Source organism: Arthrobacter sp. NPDC058127 (assembly GCF_042884555.1).
GTDB lineage: Bacteria > Actinomycetota > Actinomycetes > Actinomycetales > Micrococcaceae > Arthrobacter.
Window position 1 is genome coordinate 1 of the sequence record NZ_JBHVTT010000032.1, and the last position, 22,235, is coordinate 22,235.

Consider the following 22,235-nt stretch of genomic DNA (forward strand, 5'->3'; position numbering starts at 1 on the left):
CCGCCGTGGGTGCCCGGGGGCGGGGGGGGGGGTTCCAGGCGAACCGCACCCGCCGCCGTCGTTAACGGGTGGGTCCCGGACGCGGAACGGATCGGCTCACAATCGCTGGGCACGCGCGGCCGTAACGACCAGTTGACTCTCGATTAACCCCTTGAAAGTCAGCTACCTGCCGGTAATGTTTGATCCACCATGTTCACGCTGACCATCAACCAACGCGACAGCCGCGGCAACGGAGACCTCGTACCGCAGCTGCTCAAAGACTTGCGCCACATCCCTGCGCGCTTGGACTTTGACCGCTCGGTGGAGGACGAAGTCCAAGGCATCGTGGAATTCCCGCAACAGGCCGTGGACTCAGCGCTCATAGCCTTGCGGAGCGGACAGTGGTACGTGGGAATCGGCGTCGGACCCGTCAACGAACCCCTGCCCAAGCAAATCAAAGACGCCTCCGGACACGGCCTGGTCTACGCCCGCCGCGCCGTGGACCGCTTGCGGAACAGCAAGGAGCGAGTCCCCGTGGCCGTCGAGGGGCCGATTGCTGCGCTTGCTGCCGAATCGGAGGCTGTGCTGCGGCTCTTGGGGCACATTGTGCAGCATCGGAGCGTTGCTGAGTGGCGCGTCCTGGACCTGTTGACGCCCGGCGTGCGTGGTCAACAGAAGGCCGTGGCCCAGGAACTGGGGATCAGCACCCAAGCCGTGAGCAAGGCACTGGCCCGCGCCCAATGGGTGGAGGAGCACGCTGCCAGACCGGCCGCAGCACGCTTGCTGCAATTGATCCTCGAGGTTTACTGATAGCCTCGGCCGCCTTCAGCCGAACCAGCCCTCGACACATCCAACCATTCCCGCCTAACTTGGGTCCATGATCACCAAGCCAAAGCTTGGGCGGCTACTTCCAGCGCTCAAGCAGGCTGTCACAGGGCACCGTCTCCTGTTTGCTGCCAAGACGGCCGCCGCGGCCGGGCTGGCTTGGTACCTCGCGCCACTCATGCCCGGGTCTGCCGCCGCCTACCCGTATTACGCACCCCTGGGCGTTTTGGTCAGCATGCACCCCACCGTTGCGGCTTCCGCCAAGCACGGGCTGCAAAGCCTTCTTGGACTCGGCTTGGGCATAGCCATGGCCTTCGCGGTGACCACGATTACCGCGCCAAACGCACTGGCGGTGGCCGTCGTCGTCGGCCTGGGCGTGGTCGTCGGTGGCCTGCCAAGACTCGGAAGTGCCTCCGAATGGGTGCCCATGGCGGCGCTGTTCGTACTGGTGCTGGGTTATTCGAATGCGCAAGGCTTCTCGTTCGCGTACGTCCTGCAGATGGGCATGGGGGTGGCGGTCGGTTTCGCGGTGAACTGGCTGGTCTTCCCGCCCCTGCATCTTGAAGGCATCGATCCCGCCATCGACGGTCACCAACGGGCGCTGTCCAAGCAACTCAGGGACATGGCCAGCGCCATGACGGAATCGTGGCCACCGGACCATGAGGAATGGGCGAGCCGCAGCGGCGAGCTCGCACGTACCGCGACCGCGGTGCGGACAGCTGTCCAGGCAGCGAAGTTGAGCGCCAAAGCGAACCCGCGGTCCCGCCGTCGAGCCGGGCGCCTGCCCGGCGACCTGGCCGGTTTGCGGGTGATGGAACGGCTGACTTTTCACGTCCAGGACGTCACAGACGTCCTGGCAAGCGTGATCTGGGAAGAGAACGCGGGAACGGTCATTCCGGAGGGTGTCCCGCCTAATTTGGCTGAGGCCCTGGAGGACGTTGCAACAGCGATTCGGCAATGGAGGCATGGAGACGCCGAAGACTTCAGGAGCGCCTTGCGCGACGCCAGGGACAGTGTGGCATCACTAAGTGGCACTCTCACGGAAGCCGCCGCCGGCCAGGAGTCCGTGAACGCCACCGCGTCGGTCGCCATGAGCCTGCGGCGTATCATCACCGTGGTCTCCGACGCCGCCTGAACTGCGGATGGCCAGTCCCGCTGAGTGTGGGTTTTTACAGTAGGCGGCGCAGGATGAGGGCTGCACCGTCGTCGTAGACCGAAGCGGTGACCTCATCCGCGACGGCGATGACTTCCTCGGGTGCCTGGCCCATGGCGACACCGCGCCCGGCCCAGCTGAGCATCTCGATGTCATTGCGGCCGTCCCCCACTGCCACCGTGTGGCGGGGGTGCGTACCGAGCCGCTGCCGCAACAGTTCCAAGGCGCTGGCCTTGGTGACGCCGGCGGCGGCGATATCCAGCCAGGCCGTCCAGCCCACTGAGTAGGTGACCCCGGACAGTCCGATCTTCCGGATGGCTGTGGAAAATTCTTCAGCCGTATTCTCGCTGCTGAACACCACCACACGCACGGCAGTGGCATCCAGCATGGTCTGGAAATCGACGCCGATTGCCTCAACGCCGAAGCTGGCGTCCTGGAACCGCTCGGTAGAGAGGAAGTTCCCGTCCTCGTCTTCGAGCGCGTATTTGGCGGACGGAAGCTGCTCGCGAAGTGCCATCAACGCCGGGGCAGGATCGAAGGTGGCCTTGTGAATGATCTCGTAGCCTGCGTCCAGCTGGGGGTCGAGCTGCAACGTGACTCCGCCGTTGCAGCATACGGCGTACCCGCGTTCCAGCCCGATCTGCTCAATGATGGGCAAAGTGGCGTTCAACGAACGGCCGGTGGCGATCAGGACGTCGTGACCTTGGGCGACGACTGCCCTTGCGGCGTCGCGGACACCTGGCGACATGTGGCCATCGTGATCCACGAGGGTTCCGTCGACGTCCAACGCGACCATGAGTTTGTGATTCGAATTCCGCTGGTCATCGATGCCAGCGACTGAGGTACCAGTCAAAATAGTCATGCCTCCAGTGAAGCAGACCCCACCGACACCAGCTAGGACGCAGGCCACAGCAAGGGATTAACACGCGGTGAATACTCCCACGTTGTCCACAGTGTGAATATTAACTTGAGGCCTTGGCGCGAGGCCTCAGTCCGGCGCGCAGGAGCTTCTGCCGAAGGAGGGCTGGCTGCTCCAAATCGGCCCAACTCCACCTGACGACGGCGAACCCGAGAGCACGGATGCTGTCCTCACGCAGCTTCTCCCGATAGACGATCTCCTTCGCGGTCCAATCCCCCCGCATGTCTTCGTCAGCGTACTTTTGCTTGCCATCGAATTCGCCCGCGATCGATTGCTCCGGCCACCAGAAATCGGTTCTGGCGACGAACTGGCCGGAGTCAACAATCGTGTGCTGTTGGAGCGGTTGCTCAAAGCCCAGCAGCTCGATGACGGCCCTGCTGAACGACTCCCCTGCGGATTCGGCCTTCGGGTGGGCCAAGCTCGCGATGCGGAGTGCCCGGTGCTTGGCGGCATCAGCCACGATCCCGTCCAGTGCCGAGGCGATCCCAGGGTGTTCGATCAAGCGGGCGTCCTGCCCGAGCAAACCCTGCTGCCACAGCATTCGTGCGATTCCGTCAGCCACAACCAGCGCGCTGCTGAAGGACGAGGTGCACATAACATCCATGACCGTCTGCACCGGACTTGTGCAGGAAAAATGGCCGGAAACCACGGCCTGCGCATTGCGTCGAAGGACATAGCGCATGGGATGGTTGCCTGCATTCCGGGCTTTTTCGGCAAGCACGCTGTTTCCGTGAACCACAAAAGTCGCTGGCCGCCGTCCGGTGATCCGCTCGGAGGAAGTGGCCAGATCGACGAACTCCGGCGGGCGCAGTGTAGGGACGCCGAGCACGACAGCTGCGGACTCACCGCAAAAGACGGGCTGGTCGAATGCCATGCCCACCGCCGCCGCAGACCACTCGAACCTCTCGGCAGGCGTCGCTTCCACCCAGGTGGAGGTTTTCACGTAGTACCCCCGCCTCAGCCGGACGAGACGGCCTGCCCTGAACGGCCGGTGAATCCCGGCCGTGGAGCCCGTAAGGGCCAGCCGCTCGGCGGAGACGATGAGCTGCGGAGGTATGTCCATGGAATTACTATCCATGGGTCGTTCGGCAGCGTCAGCCGTGCTTTGGCTCTATGTGGACAAGCCAGGCTGTGGAGGACTACAGAACGGGCAGGACCTCGAGCCCTCCGATGTACTTCTGGAGTGCCTTGGGGACGTTGACCGAGCCATCCGGGTTCTGGTGGTGCTCCAGGATGGCCACGATCCAGCGGGTGGTGGCCAGCGTGCCGTTCAGGGTGGCGACAGCGCGCGTGCCCTTCACTACGCCATCCTCGTTGACCGCGCGCTCACGGATGTTCAGGCGGCGGGCCTGGAAGGTGGTGCAGTTGGACGTCGACGTGAGCTCGCGGTACGCGTTCTGGGTGGGGACCCAGGCTTCGCAGTCGAACTTCCGGGCCGCGGACATGCCGAGATCGCCCGCCGCCGTGTCGATCACGCGGTACGGGAGCTCGACCTTGGCCAGCATTTCCTCTTCCCAGGCCAGGAGGCGTTCGTGCTCGGCAGCGGCTTCTTCAACCGTGGTGTAGATGAACATCTCCACCTTGTTGAACTGGTGGACGCGGATGATCCCGCGGGTGTCCTTGCCGTGTGAACCGGCTTCGCGGCGGTAGCAGGAGCTCTGCCCCGCGTAGCGGATGGGGCCGGCGGAAAGGTCCAGGATCTCGTCCGCGTGGTAGCCGGCGAGGGCCACTTCAGAGGTTCCCACGAGGTAAAGGTCGTCTTCAGCGAGACGGTAGATCTCGGCGTCGTGCTTTACATCGAAGCCGGTGCCCTGCATGGTCTCCGGGCGCACCAAAGTGGGGGTGATCATCGGTACGAAGCCGGCCTCGATGGCCTGGTCCATGGCCATCTGCAACAGTGCCATCTCCAGGCGGGCACCGACGCCGCGGAGGAAGTAGAAGCGCGCACCGGACACCTTGGCGCCGCGTTCCATGTCGATCGCGCCGATGAGTTCGCCGATTTCCAGGTGGTCCCTCGGCTCGAAGTCAGGGAATTCGCGTGGTGTGCCGACCGTCTTGACCACCACGAAATCGTCCTCGCCACCCTCGGGCACGCCGTCCACAATCAGGTTGGGGATGACCCGGAGCAGCTCTTCCTGCTTGGCCTGGGCGGCGTCGGCTTCGGCAGAAGCGGCCTTGACCGAGTTGGCCAGTTCCTTGACCTCGGCCAGCAGCGCCTGCTTTTCCTCGCCCTTGGCCTGTGCCACCTTCTTGCCGAAGACGTTCTGCTCCGCACGGAGGTTTTCGTAGCGGATCAGAGCCGCGCGGCGGTCTGCATCGGCGGAAATGATCGCGTCCACCACGGACTCGTCGGCGCCGCGGGCGCGCTGGCTGGCACGGAACTTGTCCGGGTTTTCGCTGAGGTCTTTTACGTCGATCACCAGACAAGAGTATCGAATGAGCGCGCAGCTCCGCGGCCAACGCCCGACGGCGGCAGTCACCCCGTTCCGCCGTGCACGGCCGCACGTGCAGCGGGATAGGGTTGAATCACCATGAGCGACTGGATCCTGTACGTGATTCTGGCTGGGGGCGTGGTCTTCGCCGTCTCCAGTTGGTGGGGCGTGCGCCGGCTCAGAGCCAGGCATACCCGCAGTGCTGTGCACGAGGACGCATACAAGCCTGAAGCCGGCTTGCAAAGGGTGGCCGTGATCCTCAACCCGGTGAAAGCGAAGGCCGAGGACGCGCGGAGGATCATCCGGGAAGCCTGCCATCTTGCTGGCTGGGACGAACCCCGCTTCTTCGACACCACAGCGGAGGACCCCGGCCATTCGCAGGCCAAAGCGGCACTCGCGTACAGGCCCGACGTCGTACTCGTCGGCGGCGGCGACGGTACCGTGCGCGTCGTGGCAGAGGCCCTCGCGCACACCGACGTGGCGATGGGCTTGATTCCCCTGGGAACCGGAAACCTGCTGGCACGCAACGTGAACCTGGATGTCAACGACCTGAGGGGCAACGTCCACACGGCGCTCTTCGGCCACCAGCGCTACATCGACACCGCACGAATGGCTATTTACAACGAGCGGACGGGCGCCTCTTCCGAGCATGCTTTCCTGGTGATCGCGGGCATGGGATTGGATGCCGAGGTTGTAGGCGATACCAATGACGGCCTCAAGAAGGCAGTCGGCTGGCTGGCCTACACCGAGGCGGGCGTCCGCCACCTACCCGGCCGGCGCAAAAGGGTCTCCATTGCGATGGACGACGAGCCCGAGCAATCCCGGAAAATCCGAAGCGTCTTGTTCGCCAACTGCGGCCTGATTCCAGGTGGCATCGACTTCATCCCCGGCGCGATGATCGACGACGGCGTCCTGGACGTTGTGGTCATGAGCCCCCGCAGCGCCATCGGCTGGATTGCGGTGTACGCCAAGATCCTGTTCAAGCACAACCGGAACCTGCCGGTCATGAATTACTACCGTTCGGGCAAAGTGGTCATCAGCAGCAGCGAACCGATGGCCACGCAACTTGACGGTGATCCCTCGGGCGAGGCCACGAAAGTCACCGTCAAGGTGGAGCCGCGCTCTCTTCTCGTGCGCGTGCAATAACTCGTGCGCGTGCAATAGCGCGATGCGCTATTTGGCGTTCTTCGCCGCTTCCGTTGCCTTGTGCTCTGCCAGTTTGTTTTCCGCCAAGTTGCGTTCTGCCAGGGCCCTGGCAGCTGCGCGCGCTTCCGATTGCTCGCGAATCATGGCCTGTTCTTCCTCAAAGCGCAGCCGATCAGCCCGGTCGGCGTCGTCGCCGTCCCAGTCCTGGTTGTCCGCCTTGGGCTTGGGGTTGACGATCATTCCCTGGCCGCTGGTGTCATTGCTATTTCCCGACATGGCCCGCTCCCTCCGTTAGGGGCATGCGTCCATCAATTGTGGATCAAGCAAGCATACGCACAGTTTTATCCACGCGATAGGGGTTGAAGAGTCAATTATCCAACGCTTTGCGAGAGCGGATTCGGGCGGTCAAGCGCCCGGTTCGCCACCCAGAATGCCACGAACCCAGGCATGCGCCGACGTGAACGCGGCGTCGGAGGTATGCGGCGCAACCAGGGCTTTCTGCTCGTCCGCCCGCGCATACGACCCCAGGAAGCGGGTGGCCGGGCTGATCCGGTGCAGGCCCGCCAGGGCATCGGCAACCCGGGCGTCCGCGGCGTGGCCATCGGCGTCGATACTGAAGAAGTAGTGACCCAGATACTGCCCTGTGGGCCGGGACTCGATGCGGCTGAGGTTGACTCCGCGGGTGGCAAACTGGTCCAGGATTTCCATCAAGGCGCCCGGGCGGTCTTCAGGGAGGGGTACAACGACGGTGGTCTTGTCTGCGCCCGTGGGTTCAGGCAGCGCGCCGGGGCGGCTGACCAGGACGAAGCGGGTAACCGCGCCGGGGTTGTCGCCAATGTTCTCCGCAAGGATATTCAGGCCCGGGCGTTCGGCCGCGACAAGGGGGGCACAGATGGCGGCGTCGTAGTGCGCATCGCCTTCAAGAAGCCCGACGGCGGCTGCCGCCGTGGAGGATCCCGGCACGTATTCCGCACTCGGGATATTTTCGTCGACCCACAGCCTGCACTGGGCCCAGGCATGGCCATGGGTGGAGATCCGGCGGATGTCCGAAATCTTCACACCGGGGCGGGCAACCAGCACGAACGTGATGGGAACGAGGGCTTCACGGATGATCCGCAGTTCGGTACCGGTGGCAATGGCATCCAAGGTGGCGGTCACGCCGCCTTCCACCGAGTTCTCGATCGGCACCATGGCCGCATCGGCCTCGCCCTGGCGGACCCTCTCCAAAGCCGTATTCACATTGGTACACGGCACCCTGTTGGCATCGGACGCGCCCGGGACCTGCAGGAGGGCAGCCTCGGTGAAGGTGCCTTCCGGGCCGAGGAAGGTGTAGGTGAGCGCGGATGCCGACATTTATATATTCCTTAGGTGTTATGCGTTGTGACTACAGGACGACCGGCTTGAGGCCGTTTTCCGAAACCATCGGGCGGCCGGTCTCGAACCACATGTCCATGCCTCCGGCGATGTTGGTGGCGGTGTAGCCCTGCGCCACCAGCCACTGGACGGCCCGGTAGGACCGTCCGCCCGTGCGGCATATGACGTAGAGGTCATCGTCGGGGTCAAGTTCGTCAAGGCGTGCCGGGATCTGGTCAAGCGGAATATGCAGCGCGCCCTCAGCGTGGCCCGCTACCCATTCGTAATCCTCCCGGACATCCAAGATTTTCGCGTCCGCCGGAACATCGCCGACAGGCACGGTCTCGAAATCGCTCACGTGAGTTCCTTCCAGTTGATTCAGATCTCCAATCCAGCCTACCGTTGCAGGGACCGCGACCACACAAGGCAGGAGGCGTCCACATGGCTGATGGCGAGCCCACGATCCTGGCAACCTCCGGCGGCTATAAGTCCGGCCATCGCACCAGGATGGAGTTCGACCTCCTGGTTCACCACGCCGTCGAACTCTCCGGGGTGACTGGACGCGCGCCGCGAGTGGCGCATATTGGCACGGCGTCCGGGGACCAGCGTTGGTTCGCCGCGGAATTGGATCAAGCCGCAAGGGTGTCCGGCTTCGATTTCAGCCACCTGAACCTTTTCACGATGCCCAATCACGGAGATCCCGAGGCCTACCTTCTGGAACAAGACGTGGTGTGGGTCAACGGTGGCTCCGTGGTCAACCTTCTGGCCGTATGGCGTGCACACGGACTGGACGGCATCTTGAGGCGTGTCTGGGAACAGGGCGTAGTACTGGCCGGAGTGTCCGCGGGCTCGATTTGTTGGTTCCAAGGGGGCACCACGGATTCCTACGGCCCTGAATTGCGCGCCGTGACCAATGGACTTGGCTTCCTCCCCTACGCCAACGGCGTCCACTATGACTCCGAGCCGGGTCGCCGCCCGCTGGTCCACCAGTTGGTGGCAGACGGCGTGCTGGGGGAAACGCACTGCACCGACGACGGCGTCGGACTCGTTTACAGAGGCACGGAACTTGTGGACGTGGTTGCCGAAGCCAGGGGAAAGGCCGCCTATCGCGTCACCGCGGCACCCGGCGATTCGGTCGACGGCGTTCCCGCTGCCGTGGAGGAGCGCTTGGAGCCCCGTTTCCTTGGCTGACATCCACGAACTCGGCGCGGTCGAGTTGCGCCAAGCCCTGGCTGCCGGCCAGCTCTCTGCAACTGAGGTGGCGGAACACTTCCTCGCGAGGATCGGACAGCTGAACCATATGCTGGGCGCCTTCGTCACGGTGACGGCGGACCAGGCCATGTTTGACGCCCGAACCGCCGACTCAGCGTACGTTCGCCGGCGCAGCGGAGGTCCAGAGCTTCCCCTCCTGCACGGCGTGCCGCTGGCCTTCAAAGACCTCACCGATGTCGCGGGAGTCGTGACCACTCACGGCAGTGGAGCTTTGGACCGTAAACCCGCCCCGGAAGACGGGGCCCTCGCCGCGACGCTCAAAGGCGCCGGTGCCATCTCACTGGGCAAGACTCAGGTTCCGGAATTCGGACTTACGGCCTACAGCGAAAACCGCATCGCACCGCCGTCGCGCAATCCACACGCACTGAGCCGCAGCTCCGGCGGGTCCTCGGGAGGCAGCGCTGCCGCGGTTGCGGCGGCGTTGGTTCCCTTCGCGCCCGGGAGCGACGGCGGCGGGTCCATACGTATTCCCGCTGCGGCATGTGGACTGCTGGGGTTGAAGCCGGGCCGCGGCTTGGTGCCGGCCGGCGAAAGCGTCGGGGACGCGGCACGCCTCGTGGTGGCGGGGCCCATGGCGCGCTCCGCCGCCGACGCTGCGCTCATGATGGATGTCCTGGTGCCACGCGAAATCCGGCCGGAAGGGGGATACCTTGCGGGCCTCGAGGAGGCTCCCGCTGCCTTGCGGATCGGCGCGAGCCTGGACAGTCCGTGGTCCACCACGTTTCCCTTCGCCCCGGAGCGAGAAGCGCTGGATGCCCTTACGAAGGGCGTCGCACTACTGGCGCACGCGGGCCATTCAGTGCTCGACGCCGAGATCCGCTATGACAATCGATATCCGGAAGCGTTCACCACCGCCTGGACGGCCGGCGTCGGGAGCGCCCGGATCCTGCCGCAGCGCGAAGCCCTGCTGACCCCGCTGACCCGGACGTTCCGGCGTCGGGCGCAACAGCGGAGCGCAGCCAAGGTCAACGAGGCCATCGGCTTCCTGCGGCAGTTCAGCCACGACACCATCGCGCAATACGCACAGTGGGACCTCGTCCTGACACCGTCGCTTGCACAGACGCCAAGGCCTGTGGGCTGGTTCACCGGGACAATCCCCGGAGGCGAGCAATGGCCGGCCCCCGACTGGCCAGGCGATGCAGACGACGACTACCGCAAGCAATGCGAGTTCGCGCCCTGGTCTTCCATGGTGAATGTGTGCGGGCTGCCGGCAATCACAGTGCCCGTTCATTGGACCGGACCAACGCCTGGAACGGGGCTTCCGATGGGTATCCAACTCATCGGAAAACCAGGATCGGAGCTCCTGCTCCTGCGGCTCGCGAGGCAGCTTGAGCGGCAGCAAAAGAAGGCACCTATCGCTAGCAGATAGTTGCCCGAGGCATCTAAATGATGTGACAATGCGCTTAGCCAATGTCACCATGGATTAGATGAGCACAACTCTAGACACGCGGACGCCCGCCAAAAACGCGGGCGATACGTCATTTTTCGGCCACCCAAAGATGCTGGCCAGCCTCTTCTCCGTAGAAATGTGGGAACGATTCTCCTTCTACGGCATGCAGGGCATCCTGCTTTACTACATGTACTTCACCGCAGACCATGGCGGACTCTCGATCGACAAATCGCTCGCCGCCGGACTGGTCGGCGCGTACGGCGGAGGTGTCTACCTCTCCACGATCCTGGGCGCATGGTTGGCGGACCGGCTTTTCGGCTCCGAACGGGTACTGTTCGGTTCCGCGATCATGATCATGACCGGCCACATCGCGCTTGCCCTCCTGCCCGGGATCCCGGGCCTGGTGGCAGGCCTGGTGCTGGTGGGTATCGGCTCCGGCGGCCTCAAGGCGAACGCAACAGCGTTGGTTGGCACCCTTTACGGAGAGAAGGACGAACGCCGTGACGCCGGCTTCTCCATCTTCTACATGGGCATCAACCTCGGCGCCCTCATTGGACCGCTCGTTACCGGCTGGCTGCAGGAAAGCAATGGCTTCCACTGGGGCTTCGGCGCAGCCGCAATCGGCATGGCGATCGGCCTCGTCATCTACGCACTGGGCCGCAACAAGCTCCCGGAAGAGGCGCACCGCGTCCCGAACGCCCTTCCCTCCGCACAGCGGAGCCGTTACGGGCTCATCTTCTTCGGCATCGCCGTCGTGATCGCAGTGCTGCTGATGACCGGTGTCGTGAACCCCGGCAACCTGGCCCGCAGCATGGCTTACGCCGCCATTGTCGCCTCAGTCATCTATTTCACGCTGATCTTCAGAAGCAAGAAGGTCACGCCGTTTGAGCGCAAACGTGTTGTCGCGTTCATTCCGCTGTACATCGCGTCGGCAGCGTTCTGGGCACTCTTCCAGCAGCAGTTCACGTTCATTGCCGTGTACTCGGAGGAAAAACTGGACCGCAACCTCTTCGGCTGGGAAATGCCGGCAGCCTGGGTACAGTCCATCAACCCTGTATTCATCATCGTCTTCGCAGGCGTCATGGCTGCCCTCTGGACAAAACTTGGGCCGAAGCAGCCGGGATCCCCTATCAAGTTCGCTGCCGGGCTCTTCGTCATGGGCCTGGCGTTCCTGGCCTTCATTCCCTTGTCCGGCGCTGGAAAGACCCCGCTGCTTGCGCTCGTGGGAATCCTGTTCCTCTTCACGCTGGCGGAGTTGTTCCTGTCCCCCATCGGCCTGTCCGTGAGCACCAAGCTGGCCCCCAAGGCGTTCCACACCCAGATGGTGGCCCTGTTCTTCCTCTCGGTGTCGCTCGGCACCGCGCTGGCCGGCATCCTGGCCGGGCTGTACAACCCTGACAACGAACTGCCGTACTTCCTGGGCGTCGGCGGCACGGCCGTAGTGATCGCTGTGGCCTTGGCAGCCGGCTCGCCCGCCATCAAGAAATTGATGGGCGGCGTCCGCTAGTCACTTAATCGAGCTAAACCCGCGACGGCGGCCGGTGCGTTGGGTGGGATTCCCGCCAAACGCACCGGCCGCCGTCGTTGTTGCTAGTAGTTGTAGTTGTAGCGCGAAGCAGTAGCGGCGAAAATCGCGATGAAGACCCAGAATATGACCGCTCCGGCAATGCCCAGGTAGCCCATCACAAGGCCCGCAATGGCCATGCCTTTGCCGGCCGGTTCCTTCTTGAGGGCCATGTGGCCGAGGATAACGGCGGCAATCTGGGGCAGGACGAAGAAGCCAAGGCCCACGAAGACCGCGATTCCGCAGCACATGCTCGCAATACTCAGGCCCTTGGGCTCGACCGGCATGCCGTAGTAAGCAGGCTGGCCATAAGGGCCCGCAGGCTGCCCGTATGCCGGCGGTCCTTGGGGAGCTTGCCCATACGGCTGTGCAGGCTGTCCGTAAGGGCTGGCCGGCTGCTGTCCGTAGGCGGGCTGGCCGAATTGAGCCGGACCACCCTGCGGCTGGCCGTACGGCTGCTGCGCTTGCGGCTGTTGCGGCTGGGGCTGGCCGTAGGGGCCGGAAGCCGCCGGCGAGGCGAACGGCTGCTCTCCGTACGGGTTTTCGGCGGGTTGGGGTGCCGGCGGAATGTGCGACGGCGGTTCGTAGCCCTTGGGCGGTTCGTCACCCTCGGGAGCGTTCTCGGGTTTAGCTGGCTGGTCGGTCATGGAATATCCCCCTTGCGAGTCTTTGTGCCCAGCCTACCGCCGAGCGAAGGCGGGCATAAGCTCACAGGGCCCCGGCTTCGCAACCCCATGCCGCACTCCGGTAAACGGGCAGTGAATCTTCGTCAGTGAAGCGGAAATACGAAGTCACAGGTACCGCAATAGTGGGTTTTCTCTTCAAGCACACCTGACGGTCTGGCATGCTGGGTCAATGGCTAGCCGTGCGGGCACTGTTGCCCTTCCCCAGGACCTTGTAGACATCACCGCTCTTCTTGACGCGTACTACGACGTGACGCCGGATCTGAGTGATCCCGCACAACGCGTTGCCTTCGGCACCTCCGGGCATCGGGGGTCGAGCCTCAAGGCCTCGTTCAATGAAGGGCATATCCTCGCCATCACCCAGGCGATTGTGGAATACCGTGCAGGGCAGGGCATCACCGGCCCACTCTTCCTGGCCAAGGACACCCACGGACTGAGCGAACCAGCACAGAATTCCGCCCTCGAAGTTCTCGCCGCCAACGGCGTCAATGTGCTGATCGACGCGCGGCACGGCTACACCCCCACCCCGGCCCTGAGCCACGCGATCCTGAAGTACAACAACGAAGCCGGCCCTGGCCAGCCGCAGGCCGACGGCATCGTGGTCACGCCGAGCCACAACCCTCCGGCCGACGGCGGTTTCAAATACAACCCCCCGCACGGCGGCCCTGCAGACACGGACGCCACCGGCTGGATCGCCAACCGCGCCAACGAGCTTCTGGAAAACGGCCTGCGCGGCGTCAAGCGGATTCCGTTGAACGACGCCCTCAAAGCGGATGGCACGGGCAAGTTCGATTTCCTGAGCAGCTATGTTGACGACCTCCCGTCCGTCCTGGACCTCGATGCGATCCGCACCGCGGGCGTGCGCATCGGCGCTGACCCCATGGGCGGCGCATCCGTGGACTACTGGGGTGAAATCGGCGAGCGTCACCAGCTCGACCTGACTGTGGTCAACCCCACCGTGGACCCGCAGTGGGCATTCATGACCCTCGACTGGGATGAGAAGATCCGCATGGACTGCTCCTCGCCGTCGGCCATGGCCTCACTCATTAAGCGCATGTCCGACAGTGCTTCGGCAGGCACGGGCGCCTTCGACGTCGCCACCGGAAACGACGCCGACGCGGACCGCCACGGCATCGTGACACCCGACGGCGGCTTGATGAACCCAAACCACTACCTCGCCGTCGCGATCGACTACCTCTACCGCAACCGCACAGGCTGGAACCCGGAATCCGTGGTCGGCAAGACCCTCGTCTCCTCCTCCATCATCGATCGCGTTGCCGCGGGGCTGGGCCGCAAGCTTGTCGAAGTTCCCGTGGGCTTCAAGTGGTTCGTCCCCGGCCTGCTCTCCGGTGAGGGTGCCTTCGGCGGCGAAGAATCCGCGGGCGCCTCGTTCAACAAGCGCGACGGAAGCGTCTGGACCACCGACAAGGACGGCATCTTGTTGGCCCTTCTCGCGTCGGAGATCACGGCGGTCACCGGCAAGTCGCCGTCCCAGCTTTACAAGGGCCTAACCGACCAGTTCGGCGCGCCCGTCTATGCCCGGATCGACGCCGCTGCGACGCGGGAGCAGAAGGCCAAGCTTGGCAAGCTCTCCGCCGCGGATGTCACGGCCACCACGCTGGCGGGCGAGGAAATCGCTGCGAAGCTGACCGAGGCTCCCGGCAACGGGGCGTCGATCGGCGGCCTCAAGGTTGTCACGGAAAATGCCTGGTTCGCTGCCCGCCCCTCGGGAACCGAGGACGTGTACAAGATCTACGCCGAGTCCTTCAAGGGTGCCGACCACCTCAAGCAGGTCCAGGAGGAGGCCAAGGCACTCGTGGACGGCGTGATTTCCTAGCCTTCGCTAGCTTGATTCCGCCGGGAGGCGCCACACTTTCAGGATCCGCCGGATCGTGTGGTTGCCTTCCGGCGCCATGTCCACCAGCGCGATCTGGTCGAGCACGACGGCGTCACCCGGCTTGGGGCGCTTGCCGTCGTGATGCGAAATATGCGGGCGGTAGTGCTCCAGGACGTAGCGCGGGGTTGCTGCGCGCCCTCCAACGCTCTCCATGGCGTCAAACAGTTCCTCGTGCAGGCCCTGCAATATGGGATGGTGTTCCACGAGGCTGACCGGGATGGACCCTTGGTGACCGAATCCGGCGTCGGGCCCCACGATGAGTTCCGCCCCTAGGGCGCCCATCGCGGGGGCCGTGACAAGCTCGCTGAGGCGCGCGGCGACGTCGACACCATCGGAGGGCTCGACGTCGAACCTCAACAGCGTGATGTGCAGCGGCCAGTCACTGCGCGGGAAGACCAGCCCGTCAGCCACGGCTTCGACGAACGCCACCAGTATCAGGTTCCGCATAAGGAAATTTTGCCACCGCGGCGCCCCTCCCACAGCGACGATCAATCCGAGTGGTGAGCGAGCGTCGGTCAAAAAGGCGTTATAGGTGAGCGAGCGTCGGTCGAGGAAAAACGCTCGCTCACATACACCGCCCCAAACACCGACGCTCGCTCACATATCTGGTGTAAAACCAGCAACGCTCGCTCATATATACCGCCTTAAGCGCGAACGCTCGCTCACAAGAGTGAGCGAGCGTCGGCGAAAAGGACGTCAAAAGTGAGCGAGGGTTAGACGGTGCGGACGACGTCCTCGTAGGCGAACTTCGGCTTGGCTTCGCCGAAAGCGTCCGGACCCGGCTGGCCGATGTTGACCACGAGGAAGCTCTTCTGGTCCCCGGCCGGGAAGAACTCGGCGTCGATCGCGGCGAAGTCGGCACCGGTCATGGGGCCGGCAGCGAAACCGAGGGAGCGGACAGCAAGGATGAAGTAGCCAGCCTGCAGGTGGGCGTTGTTGTTGCCCGTTGTTGCGGTGAACTCGGGGTTGGCGTCGTACATGGCCTTCGGGGCGGAGTAGACCGGGAGGAATTTGTCCCACTGCTCGTGCCAGGCGGTGTCGTAGGAAAGCACGGCGACCAGCGGAGCAGAGGCGGTCTTGGCCTTGTTGCCCGGAGAGAGGGTCTCGACGAGCTTGGCGCGGGCCTCGTCCGAACGGACGTAGGTGACGCGCAGCGGCTGGGAGTTGAACGCCGTCGGGCCGAACTTGGTCAGTTCGTAGATGGCCTGTGCTTGCTCGTCCGAGACCTCACCAGCAAAGGAGTTGGCAGTGCGGGCTTCGGCAAAGATGGCGTCGACTGCTGCGGCGTCAATCACTGCTTCTTCGTGGGCGATCGTCATTCGCGTACCTTTCGCTGTGCCCGCAGCCATCGACGGCCGGGCGCTTATGCTTTCCATGGTTGCAACTTCAACTTCCCTCTGCCTCTTCCCGTGAAGCCACGTGACGTTCCACACAGCGGAATCGGCGGCGCGTCCGGGCGGTAAGGTTACACCCGGACAATCACAACTTTCAGGGAAGGCTCCCGTAGATGAGCATGCTCGGAACCAAATGGAAGCTGCACGGCAACGGCAAGACGATCCGGCCGGGACATGTGGTGGCACCCGAGGAGCGGCTGGCGTGGCCGCTGACCATCGGCGTCGGCATGCAGCACGTCGTCGCGATGTTCGGAGCCACCTTCCTGGTGCCCATCATCACGGGCATGCCACCGGCCACCACGCTGCTCTTTTCCGGCATCGGCACCCTGTTGTTCCTGGTCATCACCAAGGGGCGCGTACCGAGCTACCTTGGTTCGAGCTTTGCCTTCATCGCCCCCATCCTGGCGTCCCAGCAGCAGTTCGGCGTTCCCGGCGCGCTCGGCGGAGTGGTGCTTGCCGGCGTCGTACTGGCGCTCGTCGGCGTAGTGGTGCAGAAGTTCGGCGCTGAGTGGATCAACCGGACCATGCCACCTATTGTCACGGGCGCCATCGTCGCCCTGATCGGGCTCAACTTGGCGCCGGCCGCAAAAGCCAACTTCGACAAGGCCCCGGTCACCGCCCTCGTGACGCTGGTGACGATCATCCTGGTGAGCGTCCTCTTCCGCGGCATTCTGGGCCGCCTGAGCATCCTGGTGGGCGTGGTGGTGGGCTACCTCACCGCCATGACGCGCGGCGAGGTGGACTACTCCAAGATGGACGCGGCGTCCTGGATCGGCCTGCCGCACTTCCAGACTCCGGAGTTCCACCTCGGCGTCGTGGGCTTGTTCGTGCCGGTCGTGCTGGTGCTCGTGGCCGAGAACGTTGGGCACGTGAAGTCCGTGGCCGCGATGACGGGACGCAACCTCGACGACGTCTCCGGGCGCGCGTTGATGGCCGACGGCGTCGCGACGGTCCTCGCCGGATTCGGCGGCGGCTCCGGTACCACGACGTATGCCGAGAACATTGGCGTCATGGCAGCCACGAAGGTCTACTCGACGGCGGCCTACTGGGTTGCCGGTGCCTTCGCCATCCTCCTGAGCTTCTCGCCGAAGTTCGGCGAACTGATTGCCACAGTTCCCCCCGGCGTGCTGGGCGGTGCCGCGACCATGCTCTACGGGATGATCGGCGTCCTGGGCGTGAAGATCTGGGTGCAGAACAAGGTCAACTTCTCCAACCCCATCAACCTGACCACGGCCGCCGTCGCGTTGATTATCGGGATCGCGGATTACACCTGGACCATCGGCGAACTGAAGTTCACGGGCATCGCGCTGGGCTCAGCCGCTGCCTTGGCGGTCTACCACGGCATGAAGGGCCTGGCCCGTTGGCGCGGGACAGTTGCCGAGCCGGAGATGGAGACGTAACCTCTCGTGTTTGCGTACAGATCGTGTCCCCTAAGCGCGCTTTAAAGGACACGATCTGTACAGACTTCCGTTAGCGACTATGAGAGGCGCTTGCGAACAATCTCGCTGACCGCCTTGCCGTCGAAGCGGCCGGCGACTTTTTCGCTGACCGGCTTCATGACATAGCCCATGTGCATCAGGCTCAACTCCACGCCGTCGGCCTTGAGCGAGGCGATGACCTCGTCAACGATGGACTCGACGTCCTCGGCAGTCAGTGGTTCCGGCAGGTATGCCTCGATTACCTCGGCATCCGCAATCTCCGTGGCGGCCCGCTCGGATTCTCCGGCCTCCTCGTAAAGGCGCGCGACCTCGTGATACTGGGAAGCCTCCTTCTGCAACATGGCCGTGATCTGAGCGTCGTCCAGGTGGACCGGCGTCTGGCCGGCTTTCTCACGGGTGTCAATCTCGCTGAGGACGTTGCGTGTGGCGTTCAGGGCGATGCGGTTGCCATCCTTCATGTGGCTGACGACGTCTGCGTGCAGCCTCTCCTTCAAGGTGGACATGGTGTGCTCCTCGATTCGATGGTGCCGTGCTGGCCGGCTGCCAGCCCGGCAGGCGGTGACGGCGTCCCGGGAGGGGTCGTCGCATCGTAGTTGCATGGCAGAAGTCAGAGCCATGCTTTGTACGTTAATTATCTGCCCGGCTTCGGCTAACAGCCCCGTTGAGCATGCCCCCTGGTGGATCGGAGCTTAGACCCCTTCAAGCACCTGGCTCGTAGCCCATGCGAGGTACTTGGCCGCGTTGGCCACGGCGTCGGCAACGTCCGGCACGCCATCCCGTCGCTGCGCGACGTCGAGCAACTGTGCCGCGGCAACCACGCCGTGGCCGGCTAGTTCCTCGGGGGTCACCAGGATCCTGCCCGCCACCACAATCACCGGGATGCCATGCTCCTGGGCGGAATCGGCCAGAGCGATAGGGGCCTTGCCGGTCAGGGATTGCGAGTCCATGGACCCTTCGCCGGTGATCACCAGGTCCGCGCCACCGAGCTGTTCGGGAAGCCCCGTGAGTCCCGCCACGAGTGCGAATCCGCCTTCCAGCGTCGCCTGGGTGAAGGCCAGGAACGACGCCGGGAATCCGCCGGCCGCTCCGGCGCCGGGAACGTTGACGTCCTGTCCGCCCGCTTCCCGCAGCAGCGACGCCCAGTTGCGCAGGCCGGCGTCGAGCAGTTCCACCGCGTCCTCGTCGGCACCCTTTTGGGGGCCGAAAACATGCGCGGCGCCGTCGCTGCCAAAGAGCGGGTTCTGGACGTCGACGGCGATCCGGAACCTCACCGCGGTCAGGCGCGGGTCCAGCCCGGAGACGTCGAGGGACACGACGTCGGCGAGCGAGCCTCCGCCGAGCGGAACCACATTTCCGGCCGCGTCCAGAGGCTTGAGTCCAAGTGCACGCAGGGCGCCGCTGCCGCCGTCGGACATCGCGGAGCCGCCCAGGCCGAGCACAATCTCGGTGGCCCCGGCGTCGAGTGCCGCGGCGATGAGCTGGCCGCAACCGTAGCTGTGGGCGCGCAAGGCGTTTTCCGGAGTCGGCTCCATGTGCGCCAGTCCGGAAGCCTGCGCCGTTTCGATCACCGCTATGGCTCCGCCGAAGGCATTTTGCCGAATGGCCCACGCGGCGCCTATCGGCTTGAGAATGGGGCCGACGACGGCATTGATCCGCTCTTCGTAGCCTGCCGCCACGGCTGCTTCCAGCGTTCCTTCGCCACCATCGGCGATGGGAAACTGAGTCACCACAGCGTCCGGATAGACGCGCAATGCCCCTTCGGCCATGGCCGAGGCTGCTTCGACGGCGGTGAGGGAGCCTTTGAACTTGTCCGGGGCAATCAGGATGCGCATGCTCCCATCCTGCCAGCGGGGCTAAGCTTTTCGCAGATTCGTGCGCGGAGATGTCGAAAACAGCCCACGCCGTTCGTATAGAGGGTGAGACGCGGGCACGGTGCCGGCGCCACATCCCAAGGAGGAACAGTCATGCCACGCTATCTGCTCAGCATCTACCAGCCCGACGGCCCCGCCCCTGAGCCCGAAGTCCTCAACAAAATCATGGCCGATCTTGACGTCCTGAACCAGGAAATGCGCGACGCCGGCGCCTGGGTTTTCACCGGTGGCCTGCACCCCGCCAGCACTTCCACGGTGGTGCGTGTGAACCACGGCGAAGTACTCACCACGGACGGCCCCTTCGCGGAGGCCAAGGAACACGTGGGCGGCCTGTGGGTAATCGAAGCCCCGAACCTGGACGTGGCACTTGGCTGGGGACGCAAAGCCGCCCAAGCCACCACGCTGCCTATCGAGGTCCGGCCGTTCGCAGGTTACCGGGAATAGTTTCCCCATGATCCATATTTCGGAGATCGGACAAATATTCCGCGAAGAGTATGGACGATCCGTGGCGGTCCTGGTCCGCGTTTTGGGCAGCATCGATGCCGCCGAAGACGCGGTCCAAGACGCCTTCACCGAAGCCGTTGCCCGCTGGCCCGACGCCGGGCTGCCGCCAAGCCCCGCTGGCTGGATCATCACCACCGCCCGCAACCGGGCAATCGACCGGCTCCGACGCGAGGCATCCGGCAGGGAGAAACTCGCCCAAGTGGCCGTCCTGCGGGGCGATGAACCCGAAGGAATCGAGGTGGATACCGTGGAGGACAATCAGCTCCGGCTAATCTTCACGTGCTGCCACCCCGCCCTCAACCGGGCCGCGCAGGTGGCACTGACACTCAAGCTCCTGGGCGGGCTCAGCACCGCGGAGATCGCCCACGCTTTCCTGGTCCCGGAGCCAACGATGGCCCAGCGCCTGGTGCGGGCGAAAGGAAAGATCCGCGACGCCCGCATCCCCTACCGGGTTCCGAGCGGGGCAGAGCTGCCTGAGCGCTTGAAGTCGGTGCTGGCGGTGGTCTACTTGGTCTTCAATGAGGGCTACGCGGCGAGTTCAGGGGCCGGGCTGGTGCGCGAAGACCTCTGCCGCGAGGCTGTACGCCTCGGCCGGCTTATCATGGAACTCATGCCAGATGAGCCCGAAGCCAAAGGCTTGTTGGCCCTCATGCTTCTGCTTAATGCCCGCCGTGCCGCCCGGACAACTCCCGACGGCGGCCTGGTGCTCCTCGCGGACCAGGACCGCAGCCTGTGGGACAGGGATCAAATAGCGGAGGGGCAATTGTTGGTGCGGCAATGCTTGAAGAGGAACCAGCCCGGACCATATCAATTGCAAGCTGCCATCAACGCGGTGCACAGCGATGCCGCACAACCCGCGGACACCGATTGGCGCCAAATCCTGGTGCTGTACGGGCAACTCCTGGCCATCGAGCCGACGCCGGTGGTCGCTTTGAACAGGGCCGTTGCCCTGGCGGAGGTGGAAGGACCGGCCGCGGGGCTTGCCGCCGTCGACGTCCTTGAACTAGGCAGCTACTACCTGTTCCACGCCGTGCGGGCGGATCTGCTCCGGCGCCTGGGCCGCAACAAAGAAGCTGTCGCAGCCTACCGGGCAGCGCAGGAGCGCACGAATAACGACGCCGAGCGAGACTTCCTGGAAGGGCGCGTCCGGGCGCTCACCACCACTGGCCACGGCCCTGCAGCACCGACTTCAGACGATCCGCACGGTCGGTGACCAGGCCGTCCACGCCCATGTCCAGCAGCCTGGCCATCTCGGCGGAATCGTTGACGGTCCAGACGTGAACCTGCAGCCCAAGCCGATGGGCGCGGCGCAGGAAGCCGCGGGTCACTACCGTCAGGGGTCCGTAGCGGACCGGCACTTGGAGAGCCTCGACGTCGTGCAGGATCTTCCGCAACCAGCGCTCCGGAAGAAACGGTCCTAAGAGGGTAAAGGCAGCGTTGCAGGCGATGCCTGCCGAGGACGCCGTGCGACGGCCGAGCAGGCGCAGGACGGCCCGACGCCGGCGATCTGAGAAGCTCGCAATCAGCACTCGGTCATGGGCATCGAGTTGTTCAATGACTCCGGCGAGGGCCTTAACCGTATGCCAATCCTTGACGTCGACGTTGAGCCGCGCCTCGGGGAATTCCGTCAGGACGTCAGCCAAATGGGGAATTGCTTCGCGGCCGCCGATCCGGGCTTTGGCGATCTCGGCAGAGCTGAGGCTGGAGATGGGGCCGTGGGCATCTGTGACACGGTCCAAGGTGTCGTCGTGGAAAAGGAGCACCACGCCGTCGGCAGTGGTGCGGGCATCGGTTTCAAGATGCGTGAAGCCAAGCGCAAGCGCCGCCCTGAATGCCTCGGCCGAGTTCTCAAGGCCATCCGGCGAAAACCCGCGGTGCGCGAAGGCAAGCGGAGCGGATTGTCCGTCCGGGCGGCTGAAGAAGGGCAAGTACGAGCTCACACGGGTAGCGTAACCCGGCCGTGGTGCCCGAGGCCCTGTCAGGATTCCTGCGGGACGATCTCGACGCCGTCGCCGCAGTGCACCAGCGTGCGGCCGCGGCCGCCGTCGAGATTCACCCAGACCACGCTGTGGTCACTCGACACGGCGTCCACCTGGCCGGGGTTCTCAAACCCCGGCGCGAGCTTGACGCTCACGCGGTCTCCGCGGCGCAACTGTTTCCAATGTTCGGCCGGTACTGCGCGGCGAACGGGGGCCTCGGGCCACCCCGTCGTCTTCCTCTTGGCCATCATGTCCCCTGTGATCGGCATCGAATACGGCACGAGCCTACGGGGAGTAGTTGAACGGCAGTTGGACTTGAGCTGTGTAATGGGTGAGCGGTCCCAACTGATATGTAGAAGCTGTTGTCAAGAGGCAGTGGTGAGCGGCTCCCGGTTTTGGTGTCGGGGGCCGCTTTCCGTTGGGGTGCTGTCCGGG

23 protein-coding genes are annotated in these 22,235 nt (G+C 64.4%); 10 read left to right on the forward strand and 13 right to left on the reverse strand.

Translation table 11 applies throughout. The features are described 5' to 3' along the window. The first annotated feature begins 189 nt into the window (after positions 1-189). Both ACFVTG_RS24205 and ACFVTG_RS24210 read left to right on the forward strand, forming a co-directional pair. The gene (locus ACFVTG_RS24205) at positions 190-789 is read left to right on the forward strand and encodes a hypothetical protein (protein ID WP_390283446.1); all 600 of its coding nucleotides are present in this window, start codon (positions 190-192) and stop codon (positions 787-789) included. A gap of 67 nt (positions 790-856) precedes the next feature. Further along, positions 857-1,939, forward strand: coding sequence for an aromatic acid exporter family protein (locus ACFVTG_RS24210; RefSeq protein WP_390283449.1), 1,083 nt, complete (start codon positions 857-859; stop codon positions 1,937-1,939). Between the two features lie 34 nt (positions 1,940-1,973). Here the strand turns inward: ACFVTG_RS24210 and ACFVTG_RS24215 are convergent, their stop codons facing one another. From ACFVTG_RS24215 to serS, 3 genes are all read right to left on the reverse strand, one after another. Next, positions 1,974-2,819, reverse strand: a complete 846-nt coding sequence (locus tag ACFVTG_RS24215) for an HAD family hydrolase (RefSeq protein ID WP_390283452.1) — start codon at positions 2,817-2,819, stop codon at positions 1,974-1,976. Between the two features lie 100 nt (positions 2,820-2,919). Continuing rightward, complete coding sequence (locus tag ACFVTG_RS24220; RefSeq protein ID WP_390283455.1) at positions 2,920-3,939, reverse strand: hypothetical protein; 1,020 nt, start codon at positions 3,937-3,939, stop codon at positions 2,920-2,922. 76 nt (positions 3,940-4,015) lie between these two features. Beyond that, positions 4,016-5,296, reverse strand: a complete 1,281-nt coding sequence (gene serS, locus ACFVTG_RS24225) for a serine--tRNA ligase (protein ID WP_284750938.1) — start codon at positions 5,294-5,296, stop codon at positions 4,016-4,018. 111 nt (positions 5,297-5,407) lie between these two features. Between serS and ACFVTG_RS24230 the strand changes: the two genes are divergently transcribed. Continuing rightward, positions 5,408-6,454, forward strand: a complete 1,047-nt coding sequence (locus ACFVTG_RS24230; RefSeq protein WP_284750939.1) for a diacylglycerol kinase family protein — start codon at positions 5,408-5,410, stop codon at positions 6,452-6,454. Positions 6,455-6,481: 27 nt separating this feature from the next. On the opposite strand, the gene ACFVTG_RS24235 is transcribed toward ACFVTG_RS24230, so the two are convergent. From ACFVTG_RS24235 to ACFVTG_RS24245, 3 genes are all read right to left on the reverse strand, one after another. Continuing rightward, on the reverse strand, positions 6,482-6,730 hold the full coding sequence (locus tag ACFVTG_RS24235) for a hypothetical protein (protein WP_390283459.1): 249 nt from the start codon (positions 6,728-6,730) through the stop codon (positions 6,482-6,484). A gap of 129 nt (positions 6,731-6,859) precedes the next feature. Further along, positions 6,860-7,807, reverse strand: coding sequence for a prephenate dehydratase (pheA, locus tag ACFVTG_RS24240; RefSeq protein WP_390283462.1), 948 nt, complete (start codon positions 7,805-7,807; stop codon positions 6,860-6,862). A 31-nt stretch (positions 7,808-7,838) separates the two neighbouring features. After that, on the reverse strand, positions 7,839-8,165 hold the full coding sequence (locus ACFVTG_RS24245) for a rhodanese-like domain-containing protein (RefSeq protein ID WP_284750942.1): 327 nt from the start codon (positions 8,163-8,165) through the stop codon (positions 7,839-7,841). A gap of 83 nt (positions 8,166-8,248) precedes the next feature. Here ACFVTG_RS24245 and ACFVTG_RS24250 point away from each other — a divergent pair, with 83 nt between their 5' ends. Genes ACFVTG_RS24250 through ACFVTG_RS24260 form a run of 3 tightly spaced genes read left to right on the forward strand, consistent with a single transcriptional unit; the run spans position 8,249 to position 11,976 of the window. Then, the gene (locus tag ACFVTG_RS24250) at positions 8,249-8,998 is read left to right on the forward strand and encodes a peptidase E (protein WP_284750943.1); all 750 of its coding nucleotides are present in this window, start codon (positions 8,249-8,251) and stop codon (positions 8,996-8,998) included. Beyond that, positions 8,991-10,448 (forward strand): amidase, encoded by a 1,458-nt coding sequence (locus ACFVTG_RS24255; RefSeq protein WP_390283466.1) that lies wholly within the window; start codon positions 8,991-8,993, stop codon positions 10,446-10,448. The genes ACFVTG_RS24250 and ACFVTG_RS24255 overlap by 8 nt, the downstream gene beginning before the upstream one ends. 58 nt (positions 10,449-10,506) lie before the next feature. Next, positions 10,507-11,976, forward strand: a complete 1,470-nt coding sequence (locus tag ACFVTG_RS24260; protein WP_390283469.1) for a peptide MFS transporter — start codon at positions 10,507-10,509, stop codon at positions 11,974-11,976. A gap of 83 nt (positions 11,977-12,059) precedes the next feature. On the opposite strand, the gene ACFVTG_RS24265 is transcribed toward ACFVTG_RS24260, so the two are convergent. Continuing rightward, entirely contained in the window at positions 12,060-12,680 is a 621-nt protein-coding gene (locus ACFVTG_RS24265; RefSeq protein WP_390283472.1) for a DUF4190 domain-containing protein, read from the reverse strand. A 208-nt stretch (positions 12,681-12,888) separates the two neighbouring features. Here ACFVTG_RS24265 and pgm point away from each other — a divergent pair, with 208 nt between their 5' ends. After that, positions 12,889-14,553: a phosphoglucomutase (alpha-D-glucose-1,6-bisphosphate-dependent) gene (gene pgm / locus ACFVTG_RS24270; protein WP_284750947.1), complete on the forward strand. Its 1,665-nt coding sequence runs from the start codon at positions 12,889-12,891 to the stop codon at positions 14,551-14,553. 6 nt (positions 14,554-14,559) lie between these two features. Here the strand turns inward: pgm and ACFVTG_RS24275 are convergent, their stop codons facing one another. Together ACFVTG_RS24275 and ACFVTG_RS24280 are read right to left on the reverse strand one after the other, a co-directional pair. Further along, positions 14,560-15,060 carry a 2'-5' RNA ligase family protein gene (locus ACFVTG_RS24275; protein ID WP_390283475.1) on the reverse strand — a complete coding sequence of 167 codons (501 nt, stop codon included), beginning with the start codon at positions 15,058-15,060 and terminating at the stop codon, positions 14,560-14,562. A gap of 266 nt (positions 15,061-15,326) precedes the next feature. Beyond that, entirely contained in the window at positions 15,327-15,932 is a 606-nt protein-coding gene (locus tag ACFVTG_RS24280; RefSeq protein WP_059388911.1) for a malonic semialdehyde reductase, read from the reverse strand. A 188-nt stretch (positions 15,933-16,120) separates the two neighbouring features. Between ACFVTG_RS24280 and ACFVTG_RS24285 the strand changes: the two genes are divergently transcribed. Continuing rightward, positions 16,121-17,407, forward strand: a complete 1,287-nt coding sequence (locus ACFVTG_RS24285) for a uracil-xanthine permease family protein (protein ID WP_390283478.1) — start codon at positions 16,121-16,123, stop codon at positions 17,405-17,407. Between the two features lie 77 nt (positions 17,408-17,484). Here ACFVTG_RS24285 and ACFVTG_RS24290 read toward each other — a convergent pair whose 3' ends face one another. Then, positions 17,485-17,949: a GatB/YqeY domain-containing protein gene (locus ACFVTG_RS24290; RefSeq protein WP_390283481.1), complete on the reverse strand. Its 465-nt coding sequence runs from the start codon at positions 17,947-17,949 to the stop codon at positions 17,485-17,487. A gap of 186 nt (positions 17,950-18,135) precedes the next feature. After that, complete coding sequence (locus ACFVTG_RS24295; RefSeq protein ID WP_390283484.1) at positions 18,136-19,278, reverse strand: glycerate kinase; 1,143 nt, start codon at positions 19,276-19,278, stop codon at positions 18,136-18,138. 132 nt (positions 19,279-19,410) lie between these two features. On the opposite strand from ACFVTG_RS24295, the gene ACFVTG_RS24300 reads away from it, so the two are divergent. Further along, positions 19,411-19,761: a YciI family protein gene (locus ACFVTG_RS24300; protein ID WP_390283487.1), complete on the forward strand. Its 351-nt coding sequence runs from the start codon at positions 19,411-19,413 to the stop codon at positions 19,759-19,761. Positions 19,762-19,768: 7 nt separating this feature from the next. Further along, positions 19,769-21,034, forward strand: a complete 1,266-nt coding sequence (locus tag ACFVTG_RS24305) for an RNA polymerase sigma factor (protein ID WP_390283490.1) — start codon at positions 19,769-19,771, stop codon at positions 21,032-21,034. Here the strand turns inward: ACFVTG_RS24305 and ACFVTG_RS24310 are convergent. After that, a complete protein-coding gene (locus ACFVTG_RS24310) occupies positions 20,976-21,761 on the reverse strand; it encodes a glycerophosphodiester phosphodiesterase family protein (RefSeq protein WP_390283494.1) in 786 nt (261 codons plus the stop codon). The two genes, ACFVTG_RS24305 and ACFVTG_RS24310, sit on opposite strands and share 59 nt — an antisense overlap. A 38-nt stretch (positions 21,762-21,799) precedes the next feature. Further along, positions 21,800-22,048: a hypothetical protein gene (locus ACFVTG_RS24315; RefSeq protein WP_078107057.1), complete on the reverse strand. Its 249-nt coding sequence runs from the start codon at positions 22,046-22,048 to the stop codon at positions 21,800-21,802. Positions 22,049-22,235: the final 187 nt, after the last annotated feature.